Below are 17730 nucleotides of genomic sequence, written 5' to 3'. Positions count from 1 at the left end.
CCAATAGGCCAACTAAACCGCTCGCTAATAGCAGACTACCTAGACTGGTATAGCCCGCATCACCTTCGCGCTGAATAAGAACGACGATATAAGGAATCGCAAAAGCAGCCGCCACTAATAGCGCACGAGTGAGAACAAAGTGACCAAAAAGCGCATTTCGCCATAGTAATGACAGTGATTTTAACGCCTCGCTGATAGCGTTACCGCCGCCCTCTGTTGCGCCAGCCACTTCCGGTATCCCTGCGTACGTGATTGCAGCACAGGTCCAAAGCAGCACGCCACCTCCGAGCAAAACCAGGAAAAGACTGCGTTGTCCCTCAACATCGGGGAACATCACGATGACTAACGCAGTCACTAAGGTCAGTAACCCCGCCGCCGAAGCGGCTACGCCCGACAGCCTTCCACGTCGCGTTTTCGAGACGGTTTTACCCGTCACATCTTTATTAGCTACTGAACAAACCCCACGCGACAGTGAAAAAGTGATTAGGAATAAAATGACGGTCCAACCCAATGCGGTACCGTCCAAAGTCGCGACAGCGACAAGCATTAGCGCCAATGACACGGCTTGCCCAACGCTACCCGCGACCCAAAACCACTTTCGTACAGGTTGCTCGCGTAACTTCTGGGCGACAAAAAGTTGCGGCAATAAAGCCAAAGATTCTCGAATGGGCACTAAGGCGCTAATGAATACCGGTGGCGCGCCCAGTGCGCTAAGCATCCACGCCAATACTAAACGTGCGCTCACCAGTGAATCCCCGAGCTTGGTGAGCATTAGAGAAATAAGCATCAACACGAATGAACGCGGTTGTTCATTACATGCATTTTCGGGAATATCCTTACATACGCGCGCGTCTTCGTCCTCAGCAAGGTAGCCGTAGACACGATTCATCAATTGCTTATCAGCCATCACCTTTCCCTAATCGTCAGCTAATTGATACCAAATGTCATTAACCCATTGCATCAGTTGCAGCGCGGCTAGAACATCGTCCCACTTCAAAGATATCGGCGACTGGCGACGGTATTCATCAAAGCAGTCATGCTGCTCAGCCACTGAGCAGCGATTAATTAACATAGCACTGGCAAAATCAACGGCGGGGTTACCAAAACTGGCGTACTCCCAGTCTAACGCCACAGGTCGTTCTGTTAGTACGATATTATCGAAAGAAAGATCGAAATGGCAAAGACAAGATTGCGCTGCATCAATCGTTAATTGGTCTTGCAGCGCACGTATGCGTGTTAACTGTTGCTCAGAAGCACAAGCAAAGTAGCCCTCAAGGCGTTGCCAGAAAGAAGGCCCCTGATAATCAACGCGCGTTTGATGCAGCGTAACCATGAGGTCAACCATGATAGTTAGCTTTTCGGTTCTCGGTAATGGACTTTGCGTTAGCGTAAGTCCCTCGACGAACGCTTGCAGCACCCAACGGCTATAGTCACTATCAATAACTTTAGGGGCTAAACCTTTTGCCGCCAAAGCATCTTGCAACCGCAACTCATCCTCACGGTCAAGCAATAACCCCTCGGATGCGTTGAGCCACTTGAACAGGTAGCTTTGGTCCACGCAGGTAATGCGCCAAACGTCGTTAAGCTGTCCGGTCGATATACGTTCAACGCATTGAGGAATTGGCAGTTTCATGTCGCCTGAGCCGCAGGTTCTTCATCCACTCGCCAACGATACATGGCATACACCACAAGTACCAGGTAGACCACGAACAGCATGGCTGTGGCGACAAAGCCTTTACTTAGATAGAGATAGACGTAGACCGAATCGATCACCAGCCAATACCACCACGTTTCCATCGCCTTTTTAGTCACCAAGTAGGTTGCTAATAGGCTAAATGCGGTCGTAAAGGTATCAAGCCAGACTGCATCTGCATCGGTATAAGTTTGTAACAGTAAGGCGGTAACCACGGCAGCCACTGAAACCCACGCCCATTGCTTGAGATGCCATTTAAAAGAGTAATGATGGCCGCGTTGATTTTCGTCAATCGCACTTCCCTGTTGTCGCCATTGCCACCAACCATAACCTGCCATGATGACGTAAATCACTTGTAGTAACGATTCCATATACAGCTTTGCATCCCAAAAGATGCTTGCGTAAACACAGCAGCTTACTCCCGCCGCGAGCCAACACCATTGCCTTTGATGCGCGGCGAGCACTAAGTAAGCAAGCGCAAGTAGCAAAGCGCCGAGCTCCCAAAAGGAGCTCAGCATAAGTTGATCCATTAACTCACTTAACATGGTCAGGGGTCAGGTCTTTATTGATAAACTTACAAACAAGCACCTGCGATGGCACCCGATCGTATAACCACTTGAGCTCCTTCGTCAGAGCGCCCATAACCACTTCAAGCTCACCAAATACTTGTGTGCTCATGGTGTTAGTGAGCACGGTTAAATCGGGATACTCATTCAGTCTATCGATAAACGCTTGAATCACCTCTATGTAATTATTTGCAAGCGGATAGAGCGAGAGTTCTGCAGAAAATGGCATACAACCTCCTTAAAATGTGTAACGTGCGGTGAGGCCAAATCGACGCGGCTCACCATATTGGACGTAGGTTTCCGTCACGTATTCATCGCGCGGGTCGTTACCAAAATAGAAACCTCGAATTTCGTAGTCTTCATCGGTTAAGTTACGTCCCCAAAGGGTAAAACGCCACTGGTTCCAATCGTAATTAAGTTGCGCGTGCAGCAAGGCCATACTATCGGCTTGTTGATTGTGTGAGTTAGAGAAGTAAAAGCCATCTTTTAGATCGGTTTGAACACTCCAGCTCAACGCATTCGTCAATTGGCCCTCTAAGCCAATGTTGGCTTGGTAGTTAGGTGCATGAGCTTGGTCTCGTCCGCTCATATCCATGCCATCTTCAGTCACGAAGCCATCGATTTCCGTATCCAACCAGCCTAATGATGCAAACGCACTGATGGAATCACTCAGACGGTATCTTAGCTCGGCTTCTAACCCATAATTACTGCCTTGTGCGGCGTTCTCAATGTAACCCACGAACGACTGATTGCGATTGACCCAGCTCTTGAGCTGTACATCATCACGCCAGTTGTAAAACGCAGCAACCCGATAACTCCAATCGCTGCGCGTGGCTTTCATGCCTACCTCCGCATTCCATAAAATTTCAGGAGCAAAAGTGGCGCGATCAAGTAAGTAAGCTTCAAGCTCCTCGAGTTGTTGATCTTTCGCACGTCCCAATGCCTCTCCATTGACGCCGCCCGCTTTATACCCCCGTGCTAGCGTTGCATAAGCATAACTTTGCGACGCATATTGATAGCGCAGACTTAGGTTACCACCAATCATGGTATCGCTAGGCTCTGCGACCACGCCGTTACTATCAACATAATCATTGTCGTAACGTTCGACACGCAAGCCAGCAATCCAGCTCCAATTATCGTTGACTTGCTGAACCAGCTCGCCATAGATCGCTTGGTTTTGAGTTTCGTAACTACTGCCGAAAATACTTGGTGAACCGATATCCCAATTATAGTAATCACGGATTAGATTCACGTCTTTGCTGTAATAGTAAACACCGGCTGTCCAGTCTGTTGGCAATCCCCACAAGTCAATCGGCGCATCCGAGGTAAAGCGGATTTCAGCCGTCACGTCATCTCGCTCACGATAATACGCGTCAAAAGAAGAGTACTCCCAACCGGGAGCAATACCGACATAAGTCCAGTCTTCGTCAAACGCGTAATCTTTGTCAGCGCTGAGCACGTTAACCGCGGTTTCAATCGTGAATTTTTCAAAGCCGCTGTAATCCAGCTGTAATCGCGCAGCCGTTGAATCCAAACGATCAAACCCAGGTTCATCGGATAGGGTGGTACGGTTGTTCTCTAAACTAAAAGCATCGTAGCCGTTATCAATATCCATTTTGTGGATACGTGTTTTTAAAAGCCAATCTTGCCCGAGCTGAGTGTCGATACTTAAGCGTGCAGTGAACTCATCACGTTGCTCTGTATCATCGCGGTTTAGAAAAGTATTTTCGGTATAGCCATCTTGGTCAAACTGCATGAGGGATAAGCGCGCATTGCCCAACGCGCCCAAAGAGCCGCCTACAGCACCAGCCAGTGTGCTCTCAGAGTAGTTGCCCACACCGATTAGCCACTCACCACTCGTAATCTCGGTGGGTTGATTCGACTCGAGCAACACCATACCCGCTAACCCATTAACGCCAAACCGACCACTTTGCGGGCCGCGATAGACCTCCACTTGTCCGACATCGAATAATGTCGCCGCAGAGCCTAACCCCGAATAGTCAATACCATCGATAACCAAGCCTACCGATGGATTAATTGCATCAACGAATTGCGAGCGCTCGCCAATACCGCGGATCTGAATGAAACGCGCCGTACTGGAGCCACCCGAAAAATTGACGTTAGCAACTGAGTTCAACACGTCTTGCAGGTGGCGCGATGCGCGTTGCTGCATTGCATTTTCATCGACGATCGCGATGCTGCGAGTGGTCTGTGTGATGGTCTGCTTCTGAAAGTCACCGACCACCTCAATGGATTCATCAATAGTGGTTTCGTTGGTGTCTTGTGCCCAAACAGAAGTGCTGCTCAGTACACCGACCAGAAGCGCAGATAGTTTAAAACTGTTGTTATGCATGGATCATTTCCCTTATTGACTGCAAAGAAACGACCCGGTTGGATCAGTCAGAGACTGATACTGAAGGAGGTTATTCACTCATTGTATGCGAGACTTTACCATCCCTACGCCAGTATTAACCGGATCAGGTAAAAAGGGTTCGCTTTCGCATCTCAGCCTAAAAAGGCACCCCTTGGTACTCGGGCGCTAGTATAACGCCTTGTTTAAAATTGGCAAACCTAGATGAATGCCAATGCGTCACCGTGCATATTTTCCATCGGCACATCACGTGCCGTAAAATCATCACGAATGACACGAACCATTTCAAAACGTCCAGCCATATAGATCTGACATTCCGACAAATTCGATTGCTGAGCCATCACTTCATGGTGGACTAAACCAACCCCGTAAGGCCAACCCTGCGGCGCCTCTTCGAGCACAGGATGGTAAGTAAATAATGGGTGGTCGACTGCTAATGCCTGCAGTTCCTCATGCAAATAAAGATCATTCGCCGACTTTGCACCCCAATAAAAATAAACGGGTTTATCTAGGCCATCTGTCAGCAGTTTTTGCAGAATAGAGTACGTATAAGAGAAGCCCGTACCTCCGGCAATCAACACCGTATCTCCAGCACGATCGGACTTAAATACAGCCTCGCCTGCCGGTGCTTCAATCGTGAGTTCACCTTTGTCTTTTATAACATCTAACACTTCTGTCGCGTAGCTGTTATCCGGTGGCGCGCCAATATGAAGTAACCATTCTTTATGCGCAGTCGGTGCCGACGCAATGCTAAATGGGCGTTTATCACGCTCGCCCATCACCACCATTAAGTATTGGCCCGCTTCAAATTTTGTCGCCTCAGGTAAGGTCACACTGACTTCCCAGACGTGCTCTGCTAACTGACGGCTCACATGCGCTTTACAGTGCATCACTTGCGACATTTACTTCTCCAAAATATTTAATTCATCCCACAGCGAATCAACGCGCTGCTTGACTGCTTCACTCATCACGATGGGTTCACCCCACTCGCGATGGGTCTCCCCGGGCCACTTGTTCGTGGCATCCATGCCCATTTTTGAGCCCAGACCCGAAACCGGTGAAGCAAAGTCTAAATAGTCGATTGGCGTATGCTCAACCATCGTTGTATCTCGCGCTGGATCCATACGCGTTGTCATCGCCCAAATCACGTCTTTCCAATCACGCGCGTTGACATCATCGTCACATACGATGACAAACTTGGTATACATAAATTGACGTAAAAAAGACCAAACGCCCATCATTACACGCTTCGCATGACCGGGGTATTGTTTCTTCATGGTCACGACGGCCAAGCGATACGAGCACCCTTCAGGCGGCAAGTAAAAGTCGACTATTTCTGGAAATTGCTTTTGTAAAAGCGGAATAAACACTTCGTTCAATGCAACACCCAATACGGCGGGTTCATCCGGCGGACGCCCGGTATAGGTGCTGTGGTAGATAGGGTCGTTACGATGTGTAATGTGAGTCACTGTAAATACAGGGAACTCATCCACCTCGTTGTAATAACCTGTATGGTCGCCGTAAGGTCCTTCTGGCGCCATTTCGCCAGGCTCAATATAGCCTTCTAAGATCATCTCGGCGTGGGCTGGCACTTGTAAGTCATTGCTCACACTCTGAGTCACTTGTGTGCGACTATCGCGTAACAAGCCAGCAAAGGCGTATTCCGATAAACTGTCTGGAACCGGCGTAACAGCCCCCAAAATAGTCGCCGGATCAGCGCCCAAAGCGACCGACACAGGAAACCGTTTGCCCGGGTTTTGCTGACACCATTCCTGGAAGTCGAGCGCACCGCCACGATGCGACAACCAGCGCATGATGAGCTTATTTTTGCCCAGAACCTGTTGTCGATAAATACCCAAGTTCTGACGCTCTTTGTGCGGACCTCGAGTAATCGTTAAACCCCACGTAATTAACGGCGCAGCATCACCCGGCCAACAATATTGAATAGGCAACTGCGTCAAGTCAACGTCATCACCTTCGACAACCACTTCTTGGCAAGGCGCTTTTTTAATCGACTTAGGTGCCATGCTTAGCACTTTTTTGTACGTGGGTAATAGATTAAGCGCGTCTTTGAAACCTTTAGGAGGTTCAGGCTCTTTCAAAAAAGCCAGTAGCTTACCGACATCACGCAGCGCTGTGACCGATGTTTGTCCCATACCCATAGCGACACGGTCAGGCGTACCAAACAAGTTGGCAAGCACAGGAATCGAGTGACCTTTCACATTCTCAAATAACAATGCCGGCCCGCCCGCTTTTAGCGTGCGGTCGGCAATTTCTGTCATTTCTAAGTATGGATCGATCTCGTGTTGAATACGCTTGAGTTCACCTTTCCCCTCAAGCTGCTGAATAAAATCACGCAGATCTTGATATTTCATAGGTTAGCTATTGCGTTGACGCTTCATCGACTCAAAGAATTCGTCATTGGTTTTGGTCATTTGCAGACGGTCGATTAAGAATTCCATGGCCTCAACTTCACCCATCGGGTTCATAATCTTACGTAGTATCCACATCTTCTGTAGTTCGTCTTGTGAGGTTAGAAGTTCTTCACGGCGAGTACCCGAGCGATTGAAGTCGATAGCAGGGAACACACGACGTTCCGCCAGCTTACGGTTCAAATGCAACTCCATGTTACCAGTACCTTTAAACTCCTCGTAGATCACTTCATCCATCTTCGAGCCGGTATCAATCAACGCCGTCGCAATAATGGTTAAGCTACCACCTTCCTCAACATTACGCGCAGCACCAAAGAAACGCTTAGGCTTATGCAGCGCATTGGCATCAACACCACCAGTCAGGACTTTACCTGAACTAGGAATCACGGTGTTATAAGCACGCGCTAAACGCGTGATTGAATCGAGCAAGATAACCACATCTTTCTTGTGTTCAACTAGGCGCTTAGCCTTCTCAATGACCATTTCCGCAACCTGCACGTGACGGTTTGCTGGTTCATCAAACGTCGATGCAACGACTTCACCTTTTACCAAGCGATGCATCTCAGTCACTTCTTCTGGACGCTCATCAATCAGCAATACGATGAGTTCGGCTTCAGGATGATTCGCTGCTAACGACGTTGCGATGTTCTGCAGCAACATGGTTTTACCCGCTTTAGGTGGTGCAACGATAAGACCACGCTGACCTTTACCGATAGGTGCTGATAAATCGAGCACGCGTGCAGTAATGTCTTCAGTACTGCCGTTACCACGTTCAAGATGGAAGCGCTCATTCGCATGAAGAGGCGTCAGGTTTTCGAAAAGGATCTTATTACGTGAGTTTTCTGGTTTATCAAAATTAACTTCACGGATTTTTAGTAGAGCAAAGTAGCGTTCGCTGTCTTTCGGAGGACGGATCTTACCGCCAATCGTATCACCGGTGCGTAAATTAAAGCGTCGGATCTGACTCGGCGAGACATAAATGTCATCGGGTCCCGCGAGATATGAAGAATCGGCTGAGCGTAAAAAGCCAAAGCCATCTTGCAATATTTCTAGGACACCACCGCCGTATATATCCTCACCACTTTTGGCGTGCGCCTTTAAAATCGCGAAGATAATATCTTGTTTACGCAGACGAGCCATGTTTTCAAGGCCCATGCTATCGGCTAGTTCTACTAATTCGTTTACAGGTTTATTTTTAAGTTCAGTCAGATTCATAGGAGGGTTTCGAATTATCGATTCATCACAAAGTCGGTAAGGACTCGCTTAGGTTATAAGTTAGGGTTACATTAAAATTTGAAATTTGGATTCCGAGCGGTTGGAAATCGAGTCAAGAAAGACTTATTTTGCGTGCAATGACTAGCGCACATTGCCTCGATGCTCAGTTAATGAGCAAAACCTAACACCAAACTTCGGATTCGTCCAGTTTTTAGGCCATAAAAATTAAAAAACGGCGTCATGGACGCCGTTTTTTACGATCAATTAGATGTGTTGATCAAGAAACTCAGTTAACTGAGCTCGAGACAACGCACCTACTTTGGTTGCAACCACTTCACCGTTTTTGAACAACAGCAACGTGGGAATGCCACGAATACCATATTTTGGTGGAGTCTGATCGTTATGGTCTACGTTCAGCTTGCCGATGGTCAAACGACCTTCGTAGTCTTTAGAGATGTCGTCCAAAATAGGTGCGATCATCTTACATGGGCCACACCACTCGGCCCAAAAATCTACTAATACAGGTTTATCAGAATTGATGACATCCGCTTCAAAGCTGTCATCGCTAAGCTGAACAATTACGTCACTCATGTTAATCTCCGCTACTCTTTTCGCGACTAATGTGTGTATGATGATATTATTTCTGTTTTTGATTACAAGCGCAAACTGATATGCTTATAACCTATGAATAAAACACATTTAACTGAAACTCGATTCGAAACGCTGGGTTTGCATGAAAAAATCCAACAGGCACTTGCGTCTGCAGGATTCGAAAATTGTACACCCATTCAAGCACTTAGCCTACCGGTAGCGCTCGCTAATCAAGATGTTGCAGGTCAAGCCCAAACAGGCACTGGCAAAACCTTGGCATTTTTGTTGGCAACTTTCAACCGATTAATGCAATCGCAAAAATCGTCTGAGCAGGGCCCTCGAGCCATTGTTATGGCGCCGACACGTGAGCTTGCGATACAAATTGCTAACGATGCAAACATCTTAACGCAAAGCTGTGGTCTCAAAACAGCAGTCATCTATGGCGGTGAGGGTTACGAGGCACAACAACAGCAATTGGCCGACAAGCCGGACATCATCATTGGTACCACAGGTCGTATCATTGACTTCTACAAACAAAGCCTATTCCCACTCAGTAATATCGAAGTGGTGGTGCTCGATGAGGCTGACCGCATGTTCGATTTGGGCTTTATCAACGACATCCGGTATTTACTGAAAGCCATGCCAGACCCGAGTGAGCGACTCAACTTGTTGTTCTCTGCGACTTTATCTTATCGTGTGCAGGAGCTGGCGTATGAACACATGAATGCACCAACCAAAGTCGAAGTAGAGCCTCAACAAAAAACCGGTGTGCGTATTTCGGAGGAACTATTCTATCCGTCTAAGTACGACAAGATGCCGCTGTTGCTGACGTTGATTGAGGAAGACTGGCCTGATCGCGCTATTGTGTTTGCAAACACCAAGCATGGATGTGACAAGGTTCACCAATGGCTCGAAATTAACGGACATCGAGTGGGCTTGTTAACCGGCGACGTACCGCAGAAGAAGCGCCTGAAAATTTTAGATGATTTTGCCGAAGGTCATCTCGATATTTTAGTAGCCACTGATGTGGCAGCGCGTGGACTTCATATCCCAGAGGTAACCCACGTTTATAATTTCGACTTACCTGATGACTGCGAAGATTACGTACACCGTATTGGACGCACAGGTCGCGCGGGTGCGAGTGGGGCTGCCATTAGCTTAGCCTGCGAAGAGTATGTTTATAATCTACCCGCTATCGAAGATTATATCGGGCATGCTATTCCAGTAACCAAGTATGATGAGACTGCGATTTTGACGGACTTGAAACGTCCTCGAAATCAACATCGCCGTCGCCGCGGACCTCACCCTAACAATCGTAACCGCAATCGCAATAACAAGCACAGAGGTCCTAAGAACTAACATGACCTCAAATAGCCGCCGCATTGCTGCCATTGATTTAGGTTCCAACAGTTTTCACTTACTTTTAGCCGAAATGGTAACGCGCGGCGGTATTGAATCTCCTCGTATTATTAAACGCGTTAAACAAAAAGTGCGTTTAGCAGATGGCTTTGATGCCTCTCGAAATATTAGCCAACAAGGCATCGATCGCGCTAAAGCATGCCTGAGTCTGTTTCATGATGAGATCGTTCAGTTCGGCGCAGGTACCATTAAAGCCGTCGCCACAGCTGCGATGCGTCAAGCAAATAATCAAGCCGATGTATTGCAAGCGCTCGAAGCCTCATTAAAATTTCCTATTGAGATTATTACGGGCTTACGCGAGGCCGAATTAATATATGCGGGCGTGACATCAACAGCACGCAGCCGAGGCGACACGTTGGTCATTGATATTGGCGGTGCAAGTACGGAAGTGATTGCGGGCCATGATAGAACACCCAAACTATTACATAGCTTTGATATGGGCTGTGTCGTATTTCAAAATAATTATTTTCCTGAAGGTATTATCACGCGAAGTCGTATCGAATCCGCGCAAGCACAAGTGCGAAATCAACTCAGCCACTACCAAGACGCCTTTAAACGCCTTGGTTGGACACGCGTCATAGGTGCATCGGGCACGTTCAGAGCAGTGTACGAAATCGCTCAGGCAAACCAGCATGATCGGATCGACGGCCAGTACCTCTCTGACCTAGTTTCACAATGCGTCCAAGCAGGCACAGTGAACAACTTAAAGCTGTTCGGTCTACGCGACGATCGCAAGCCTATCTTTTTGGGCGGGTTAGTGATTCTGGCCACACTTGTGGAGCAGCTAGGTATTCACGCCATTGAGATAACCAATGGCGCTTTACGAGAAGGCTTGCTGGCTGAGATTAGTCAGCCAAATGAACAATTAGCGCTGCGCTAATTCGCGCGCAATTTGTTTAGCGAAGTAGGTGAGAATGCCATCGGCTCCTGCGCGCTTAAATGCGAGCAAACTTTCATGCACGACATCGTTTGCTAACCAACCGTTTTCAATCGCAGCCTGCAACATCGCGTATTCACCGCTCACCTGATAAGCAAATGTCGGTACCTTAAACTGGTCTTTCACTTCTCGAACAATATCCAGGTACGGCATACCGGGTTTGACCATTACCATGTCAGCACCCTCTTCGATATCTAGGGCAATCTCATGCAACGCTTCAAGACGGTTGGCCGGGTCCATTTGGTAGGTTTTCTTGTCACCACCTTTAAGGTTACCCGCTGATCCCACTGCATCCCGGAAAGGCCCATAAAATGCACTGGCGTATTTCGCTGAATAAGCCATGATTTGTGTGTTCGAGAAACCCTCACGCTCTAGCGCGTCGCGGATAGCACCAATTCGTCCATCCATCATGTCTGAGGGCGCGACCATGTCAGCGCCTGCCCGTGCATGCGACAACGCTTGTTTGACCAATACGTCAGTGGTGATGTCATTCAATACGTAACCCGACTCGTCGATAATGCCATCTTGCCCATGAATGGTAAACGGATCGAGTGCGACATCGGTCATCACACCTAACTGTGGGAATTTGGCTTTAATTGCGCGTACTGCGCGCTGAGCAAGACCATCGTCGTCATATGCAGCCTCAGCCATTTCTGACTTTGCTGACGCGGGCGTAACGGGAAATAACGCCACCAGTGGAACCCCAAGCTCTACCAGTTCAGCGCATTCATCAAGCAACAAGTCAATGGACTTACGTTCCACACCGGGCATCGAGGGCACTGCTTCGCGTTGCTGCTCTCCCTCTAAAACAAACACGGGATAAATTAAGTCATTTACCGTGAGCGAGTTCTCTGCGACCAACCGGCGTCTAAAATCAGATACGCGATTGCGGCGCATACGCGTGCGTGGAAAATTGCCATTCGTCGACATGACGGTTACTCCTCAATGGACGTTGTTACAACTTGATCGCGGCCCTCGCGCTTGGCTTTGTATAGCGCCGAGTCTGCCGCAGTAAATAAATCATGCACACTATGATCGCGCGTATTATCTATCGCTGCAACTCCAGCGCTGATAGTAATTGAGTGTTCACCGTCACGTGTCGAGAACACACACTGTCGTATATGAGCTACCAACTTCTCTGCAAACGCGACACCGTTTGTTAAATCGGTCTCCGCAAGAATGAACGCAAACTCCTCGCCACCATAGCGACACACCGCATCAGTCGGACGCCGAGCTTGTTTGCATAACTCTTTACTTATTGCCTGTAGAATGTCATCACCTACACCGTGCCCATAGGTGTCATTGACCGCCTTAAAACGATCGATATCGACCATGATTAAACACATCGGTTTTTGATTACGGCGACTGCGACGGTATTCACGCTCTAATTGCTGATTAAAATAACGGCGATTATTCAGTCCAGTCAGCGGATCCTCTAAGTTGCGTTGTTCAAGCTCGTTATTCACCTCTTGTAATTCTTTTAAGGTAATTTCCAGCTCGAAGGTGCGCTCCTCTACACGCGTTTCAAGCTCTTCATTATAGCGTTGTTGAGCGAGCAACCTTTCACGTCTCTGCTCGTTGTAGCGCACGGCAAGCACCCAAGACAGCAGCAGGATTTCGAGTGCAGAACCGAGCATAATGGCGTGACGCTGGATAAACATACTGTCGATTATGCCAAGGTATCCGAGTGAATTAACCATCACAGAGAGTAGTAGAGCCCCCCAAGCAATCGTAAACATGCGTGCATAAACGAGGCCTTTTTTCCACAAGTACACGCCAATTATTAGCAAGTAGAGACAACCGGGTACAGCCAACGCAAGCAGTGCATGAATGCCTACCTGATAACTGCTAAAGGCACCTATAGCCAGGCTGAGTATTGCGAGTCCAGCCATAATGAATAACCCTCTTGCGAGGGTACGGCGATAATTTTTCAGACGTAATAGTTGATAAGCAAACAGGGCAGCCATCAACAATGTCAAACTACCAAATATCGGTATTCCTTTATCTTGTAGATACAACCAATCGGGCCATAAATAGCGGAACCCGAGACCATCGAGACTCAGCATCAAGCCGCCAAAAAAAATTGTGTACAAGGAATATATGCCGAACTCTGGCTCACGCGAAGCAAGAAAACCGAATAAATTGTACACCGTCATACAAAACAGTAAGCCAAAATACAGGCCTTCTATAAGACGACGTTGTAGCTTGGCATCAAAAAAATCGGTCTCGGACATCAATGCGACTGGCACACGCATGGAGCTTGAGGTTGTTACCTCAATGAAGAATTCACCTTGTTGAGCTTCCGCAATAGGGATAGCAAAGTCCGAGATTAATATCGGCCGTTCAAAGTAGGGCTGCTTATCCCCTAGTTGATACTCAACCAGCTCCGAACGCGTGCGCCAATAAATGTGAATGGCGTCGAGTAGAGGGTAGGCAATATATAGGACCCGATCATAATCTGCTTCATCGATACTGAACTTAAGCCAGTAATGTTCATCGGTATAGCCAAATGAGCCTCGCGCGCCACTCAGCTTCTGCCAATCGGAGTCAGAACGTGCCTCAACATCCGTTAACGTTAAAGCAGCCGGCGTACTGAAGTACTTAATATCTAATATTTCTGAACTGCGCCTCTGATCCATCGTTAGCGATGAAAAAGCGAACCATAGGATGGTCGCGGCAATAACAACTAAGAAAACAACGATCGAGGACCAGCGACTCATGCTTGACTCAACATCTTGTCGCGGTTAAACAGGCGGTGTGCATTAGCGGTAGTCAACTTTGCGACGTCAGCCACGCTTAAATCCCAATGCGTAGCTAAGACCTCGCCAATATAAGGTACGAACGCGGGCTCATTATCGCGAGGCCGTGGACGAATATTCCGAGGTAGTAGAAAAGGCGCATCAGTCTCAAGTACTGTCCTTTGTTTCGGAAGCCACGGTAATGCTGTCAATAATTCATGGTTTCTGCGCTCGTCGCACAACCAGCCCGTTAGACCAAACCAATGTTCACGTTCATTATAAGCATCTGCGGCGATGCGCCCACCCGTAAAACAATGGGTTAAACGCGGTAATCCAGGGGAAGCATAACGATCGAGTATACTCAGCTGTTCTTTAAGCGCTTCGCGCTCGTGCAGATAAAGCGGAAGATTGAGCTCATTAGCAACTTCAATTTGCTCAATAAAAACACGCTGCTGATTCGTTGGACTCGAGAAATTTCGATTAAAATCAAGGCCACACTCACCTATGGCTTTAACATAAGGCGACTGAGCTAATTGTAAAAGCTGTTGTTGTAAGTCATGGGGCGCGTCATCAGCATCGTGCGGGTGAACCCCTACCGTCATATGTAATGAGTCAGGAAAACGCTGGCATAACTCCAGTGCTGATTGAGCCTCACGTAAATTGGTGGCTATCACAAGCTGGTTAAGGACACCTGCATTCTGCGCCCTTTCGATGACTGATTCAAGTTGGCGATCAAGTCGAGCGTGTGTCAGATTCACGCCCGCATCAAACCATTCCATAGAGCCCACTTTAATTTAATTATCGTTCAATTTGGGTTTATACCAGCTTCCAATAATAAGACCAAGCTCAAACAATAGCCACATTGGTATCGCCATTAGCGTTTGTGAGATAACGTCTGGGGGTGTCAACAACATACCGATGGTGAAAGCCGCAACAATAACGTAAGGTCTTTTCTTACGTAAACTCGCTGGGTTGGTAACACCAGACCATATCAGAAGCACGATAGCTACCGGTGTCTCGAAGGCGATACCAAAGGCAATAAATATTGCTAGAACGAAGTCGAGATAATTTGAGATATCCGTAGCAACCTGAATGTCGTCAGGGGCGGCTGCCATAAAAAAACTCATTGCTAATGGCAACACAACGAAGTACGCAAACGCGATACCGAGATAGAACAGCAATGTACTACTGGCTAATAATGGCACGACAAAACGCTTTTCCTTTTTGTACAGCCCTGGCGCAATGAAGGCCCATATTTGCCATAAAATAATAGGCACTGCTAACGCGAACGCGACGACAAAAGTCAGCTTGAAAGGCGTGAAGAAAGGTGCCGCGACATTAGTCGCGATCATCTGCGAACCCTCTGGCAAGTACCGAATGAGCGGGTCAGCCAGTAAACGATATAGGTCATTAGCAAAATAAGCTAACGCAGCAAACACGACCACCACTGCGATGACAGCTCTGAGCAAGCGTTTGCGAAGTTCGATCAGGTGACTAAGGAGGGGCGAATCAGTCATGCTTTTTAGGCTCAGAGTCAGATTCTTCTGCCGCTTGGTAAGGGCGCTGAACGTCGGCTGCGGCATTTTGTAACTCAACGATTGAGCGCTGTAACTCAGGACTCAATTCGTGAAAGTCTTTGCCTTCTTGTTCGAACTTTCGCAAATGCTCATGTAACTCTTTAACTCTGAGTTCATGATCAAGTTCATTTTGTACGTTTTGAGAGAACGCCTTCACTTTTGCCATGCCGCGCTGAACGCCGCGCAAAGCTGATGGCAAGCGCTCGGGTCCCAGCACTAATAGGCCGACCACGATAATGACCAGCAACTCCCAAAATCCAATATCGAACATAAAAAATTAGGCGTTCTTATCTTTCTCGGATTCGCTGGTTGTGCTGTCCGCTTGTTTGTTTTGATTCAGGTTTTTAGTTGGCTCATCGTCTTCGTTTGCGTCTTCATCCTTTTTAGAGTCGTCGCTCACTGACTTTTTAAAGCCGCGCACAGCACTGCCAACGTCTGAACCGAGATTTCGTAGGCGCTTACTACCAAAAAGTAGCACGATAATGAGTAATAAAATCAGTAATTGCCAAGGACCTGGACTCATAATTCACCTATTCCTTTGTCTTAATTTGAGGGCGCGCGCGCCACGCTTTTAATCCAACCATTACGGTAAGTATACCAGAACCAAGCGCCCAAGCAGCAGTACCTTGGCTAATTAACCATACCGAACTGACAACCCCGCTTGCCGTCAAAATAGTCCAAAACTGACTGGTGGCCGCTTGCTGTTGCGTCATTAATTGCTCAACGCGGTGTCGTTCCAGTTGCTCTTGAATACGTTGTTGAGAGCGCAGCCCATCGTACAATAGGTTCGGAAGCTCCGGCAGTTTCTCAGCCCAATAAGGCGCGTTTTCCTTCACTGAGCGCACCACCGCTCGCCATCCTAGTTGCTCATTCATCCAACGCTCTAAAAACGGTTTAGCGGTCTTCCATAAATCCAATTCAGGATACAACTGGCGACCTAACCCCTCGATATATAGTAAGGTCTTTTGTAAAAGTACCAACTGGGGTTGTACTTCCATCTGAAACCGACGGGCGGTATTAAAAAGATTAACTAGCACATGCCCGAATGAAATCTCCGCGAGAGGTTTTTCGAATATGGGTTCGCACACCGTTCGGATCGCTGATTCAAATTCTTCGATATTTGTTTCTCGTGGCACCCACCCCGAATCCACATGAAGCTCAGCCACTTTACGGTAATCGCGATTAAAAAAGGCGAGGAAGTTTTCCGCTAAGTAACGTTTATCTTCACGATTGAGGGTGCCGACGATACCAAAATCAATACCGATGTACCGAGGATACGTCGGGTCATCCTTGGCGACAAAAATATTGCCTGGATGCATATCCGCGTGAAAGAAGCTATCGCGAAACACTTGTGTGAAGAACACTTCGACTCCACGCTCGGCTAACTTTTTCATATCCACGCCGCGTGCCTTCAACATATCGACTTCGCTGACAGGGATCCCGTCGATACGCTCCATTACCATCACGTTTTTACGACTTAAATCGCTGTAAACCGTGGGGATATAAAGTAACTCAGAGTCCTCAAAGTTGCGCTTTAACTGAATAGCGTTGGCTGCTTCACGCAACAAATCTAATTCATCCAATAACGTCTTACGATATTCTCGTACCACTTCTTTCGGTTTTAATCGACGTCCATCGGGCAAATGCCGCGCTAATACGGCAGCAAGCGACTCCATCAGCTCCAAGTCAGCGTTAATCGTCTCACGTATGTCTGGACGAATCACCTTAATGACGATGTCTTTGAGCTCACCATCTTTTTGTTTTAGCTTAGCGGTATGTACTTGTGCAATCGATGCAGACGCTAATGGCTTAACCGCAAAGTCTTGAAACAACTCACCGATATGCTCAATATCCAACGACTTTTCAATGATACGTTGCGCTGCATGGCCATCGAATGGCGCCACCCGATCTTGCAGATAGGCCAGTTCTAATGCGATATCAGGGGGGAGTAAGTCACGCCGAGTGGATAACATTTGACCGAACTTAACCCAGACAGGGCCCAGCGATTCCAGTGCTAAACGCAAACGTTCGCCAGCAGATTTTTCTTTATGCTTATTAGGCCACCAAAACATCATATGGCGCCCAAAACGCAGATACCACGGTAGCCAACGTGCCGGAATTAAGTCATCCAAACCGTAATTTAAAAAGGTTTTTGCAATGCGATATATACGTTTACTGCGCATGCTGGGTC

General features: G+C 47.7%; 18 protein-coding genes and 1 riboswitch. Of the genes, 2 read left to right on the top strand and 16 right to left on the bottom strand.

Features of this window, described 5'->3' with window-relative positions; genetic code table 11:
- The 9 genes from B2X00_RS01930 to trxA all read right to left on the bottom strand — a co-directional run.
- Positions 1-907: MFS transporter permease (locus B2X00_RS01930; RefSeq protein WP_290485888.1), on the bottom strand; the 907-nt coding region annotated here is incomplete at its 3' end.
- A 9-nt stretch (positions 908-916) separates the two neighbouring features.
- Positions 917-1633, bottom strand: coding sequence for a phosphotransferase (locus B2X00_RS01925; RefSeq protein ID WP_290485887.1), 717 nt, complete (start codon positions 1631-1633; stop codon positions 917-919).
- Entirely contained in the window at positions 1630-2211 is a 582-nt protein-coding gene (pnuC, locus tag B2X00_RS01920; protein ID WP_290485886.1) for a nicotinamide riboside transporter PnuC, read from the bottom strand. Before pnuC ends, B2X00_RS01925 begins: the two co-directional genes overlap by 4 nt.
- 16 nt (positions 2212-2227) lie before the next feature.
- Entirely contained in the window at positions 2228-2488 is a 261-nt protein-coding gene (locus B2X00_RS01915) for a hypothetical protein (RefSeq protein WP_272978526.1), read from the bottom strand.
- A gap of 9 nt (positions 2489-2497) precedes the next feature.
- Positions 2498-4612, bottom strand: a complete 2115-nt coding sequence (locus B2X00_RS01910; RefSeq protein WP_290485885.1) for a TonB-dependent receptor — start codon at positions 4610-4612, stop codon at positions 2498-2500.
- An 84-nt stretch (positions 4613-4696) separates the two neighbouring features.
- A riboswitch (TPP riboswitch) is annotated at positions 4697-4795 on the bottom strand.
- A 35-nt stretch (positions 4796-4830) separates the two neighbouring features.
- On the bottom strand, positions 4831-5532 hold the full coding sequence (gene fre, locus B2X00_RS01905; protein ID WP_290485884.1) for an NAD(P)H-flavin reductase: 702 nt from the start codon (positions 5530-5532) through the stop codon (positions 4831-4833).
- A complete protein-coding gene (gene ubiD / locus B2X00_RS01900) occupies positions 5533-7005 on the bottom strand; it encodes a 4-hydroxy-3-polyprenylbenzoate decarboxylase (RefSeq protein WP_290485883.1) in 1473 nt (490 codons plus the stop codon).
- A gap of 3 nt (positions 7006-7008) precedes the next feature.
- Entirely contained in the window at positions 7009-8277 is a 1269-nt protein-coding gene (rho, locus tag B2X00_RS01895; RefSeq protein ID WP_006954424.1) for a transcription termination factor Rho, read from the bottom strand.
- 264 nt (positions 8278-8541) lie between these two features.
- Positions 8542-8868 (bottom strand): thioredoxin TrxA, encoded by a 327-nt coding sequence (trxA, locus tag B2X00_RS01890; protein WP_071462065.1) that lies wholly within the window; start codon positions 8866-8868, stop codon positions 8542-8544.
- 93 nt (positions 8869-8961) lie between these two features.
- On the opposite strand from trxA, the gene rhlB reads away from it, so the two are divergent.
- Positions 8962-10227: an ATP-dependent RNA helicase RhlB gene (rhlB, locus tag B2X00_RS01885; protein ID WP_290485882.1), complete on the top strand. Its 1266-nt coding sequence runs from the start codon at positions 8962-8964 to the stop codon at positions 10225-10227.
- A 1-nt stretch (position 10228) separates the two neighbouring features.
- Entirely contained in the window at positions 10229-11167 is a 939-nt protein-coding gene (locus B2X00_RS01880) for a Ppx/GppA phosphatase family protein (protein ID WP_290485881.1), read from the top strand.
- Here B2X00_RS01880 and hemB read toward each other — a convergent pair.
- The 7 genes from hemB to ubiB are packed head-to-tail and all read right to left on the bottom strand — an operon-like array spanning position 11153 to position 17722.
- Complete coding sequence (gene hemB, locus B2X00_RS01875) at positions 11153-12154, bottom strand: porphobilinogen synthase (protein WP_290485880.1); 1002 nt, start codon at positions 12152-12154, stop codon at positions 11153-11155. The genes B2X00_RS01880 and hemB overlap by 15 nt on opposite strands.
- A gap of 5 nt (positions 12155-12159) precedes the next feature.
- Positions 12160-13944, bottom strand: coding sequence for a sensor domain-containing diguanylate cyclase (locus tag B2X00_RS01870; RefSeq protein WP_290485879.1), 1785 nt, complete (start codon positions 13942-13944; stop codon positions 12160-12162).
- Positions 13941-14741: a TatD family hydrolase gene (locus B2X00_RS01865; protein ID WP_290485878.1), complete on the bottom strand. Its 801-nt coding sequence runs from the start codon at positions 14739-14741 to the stop codon at positions 13941-13943. Before B2X00_RS01865 ends, B2X00_RS01870 begins: the two co-directional genes overlap by 4 nt.
- A 15-nt stretch (positions 14742-14756) precedes the next feature.
- Complete coding sequence (gene tatC / locus B2X00_RS01860) at positions 14757-15479, bottom strand: twin-arginine translocase subunit TatC (RefSeq protein ID WP_290485877.1); 723 nt, start codon at positions 15477-15479, stop codon at positions 14757-14759.
- The gene (tatB, locus tag B2X00_RS01855; RefSeq protein WP_290485876.1) at positions 15472-15810 is read right to left on the bottom strand and encodes a Sec-independent protein translocase protein TatB; all 339 of its coding nucleotides are present in this window, start codon (positions 15808-15810) and stop codon (positions 15472-15474) included. The genes tatC and tatB overlap by 8 nt, the downstream gene beginning before the upstream one ends.
- Before the next feature lie 6 nt (positions 15811-15816).
- Positions 15817-16062 (bottom strand): twin-arginine translocase TatA/TatE family subunit, encoded by a 246-nt coding sequence (gene tatA / locus B2X00_RS01850; protein WP_290485875.1) that lies wholly within the window; start codon positions 16060-16062, stop codon positions 15817-15819.
- A 7-nt stretch (positions 16063-16069) separates the two neighbouring features.
- Positions 16070-17722, bottom strand: coding sequence for a ubiquinone biosynthesis regulatory protein kinase UbiB (gene ubiB, locus B2X00_RS01845; RefSeq protein ID WP_290485874.1), 1653 nt, complete (start codon positions 17720-17722; stop codon positions 16070-16072).
- Between the last annotated feature and the right edge of the window lie 8 nt (positions 17723-17730).

Origin of the sequence: Idiomarina sp. UBA3162 (assembly GCF_002364475.1) — a bacterium.
GTDB lineage: Bacteria > Pseudomonadota > Gammaproteobacteria > Enterobacterales > Alteromonadaceae > Idiomarina.
The sequence above is the reverse complement of the archived record's forward strand: the minus strand, read 5'-3'. Positions and strand labels throughout refer to the sequence as shown.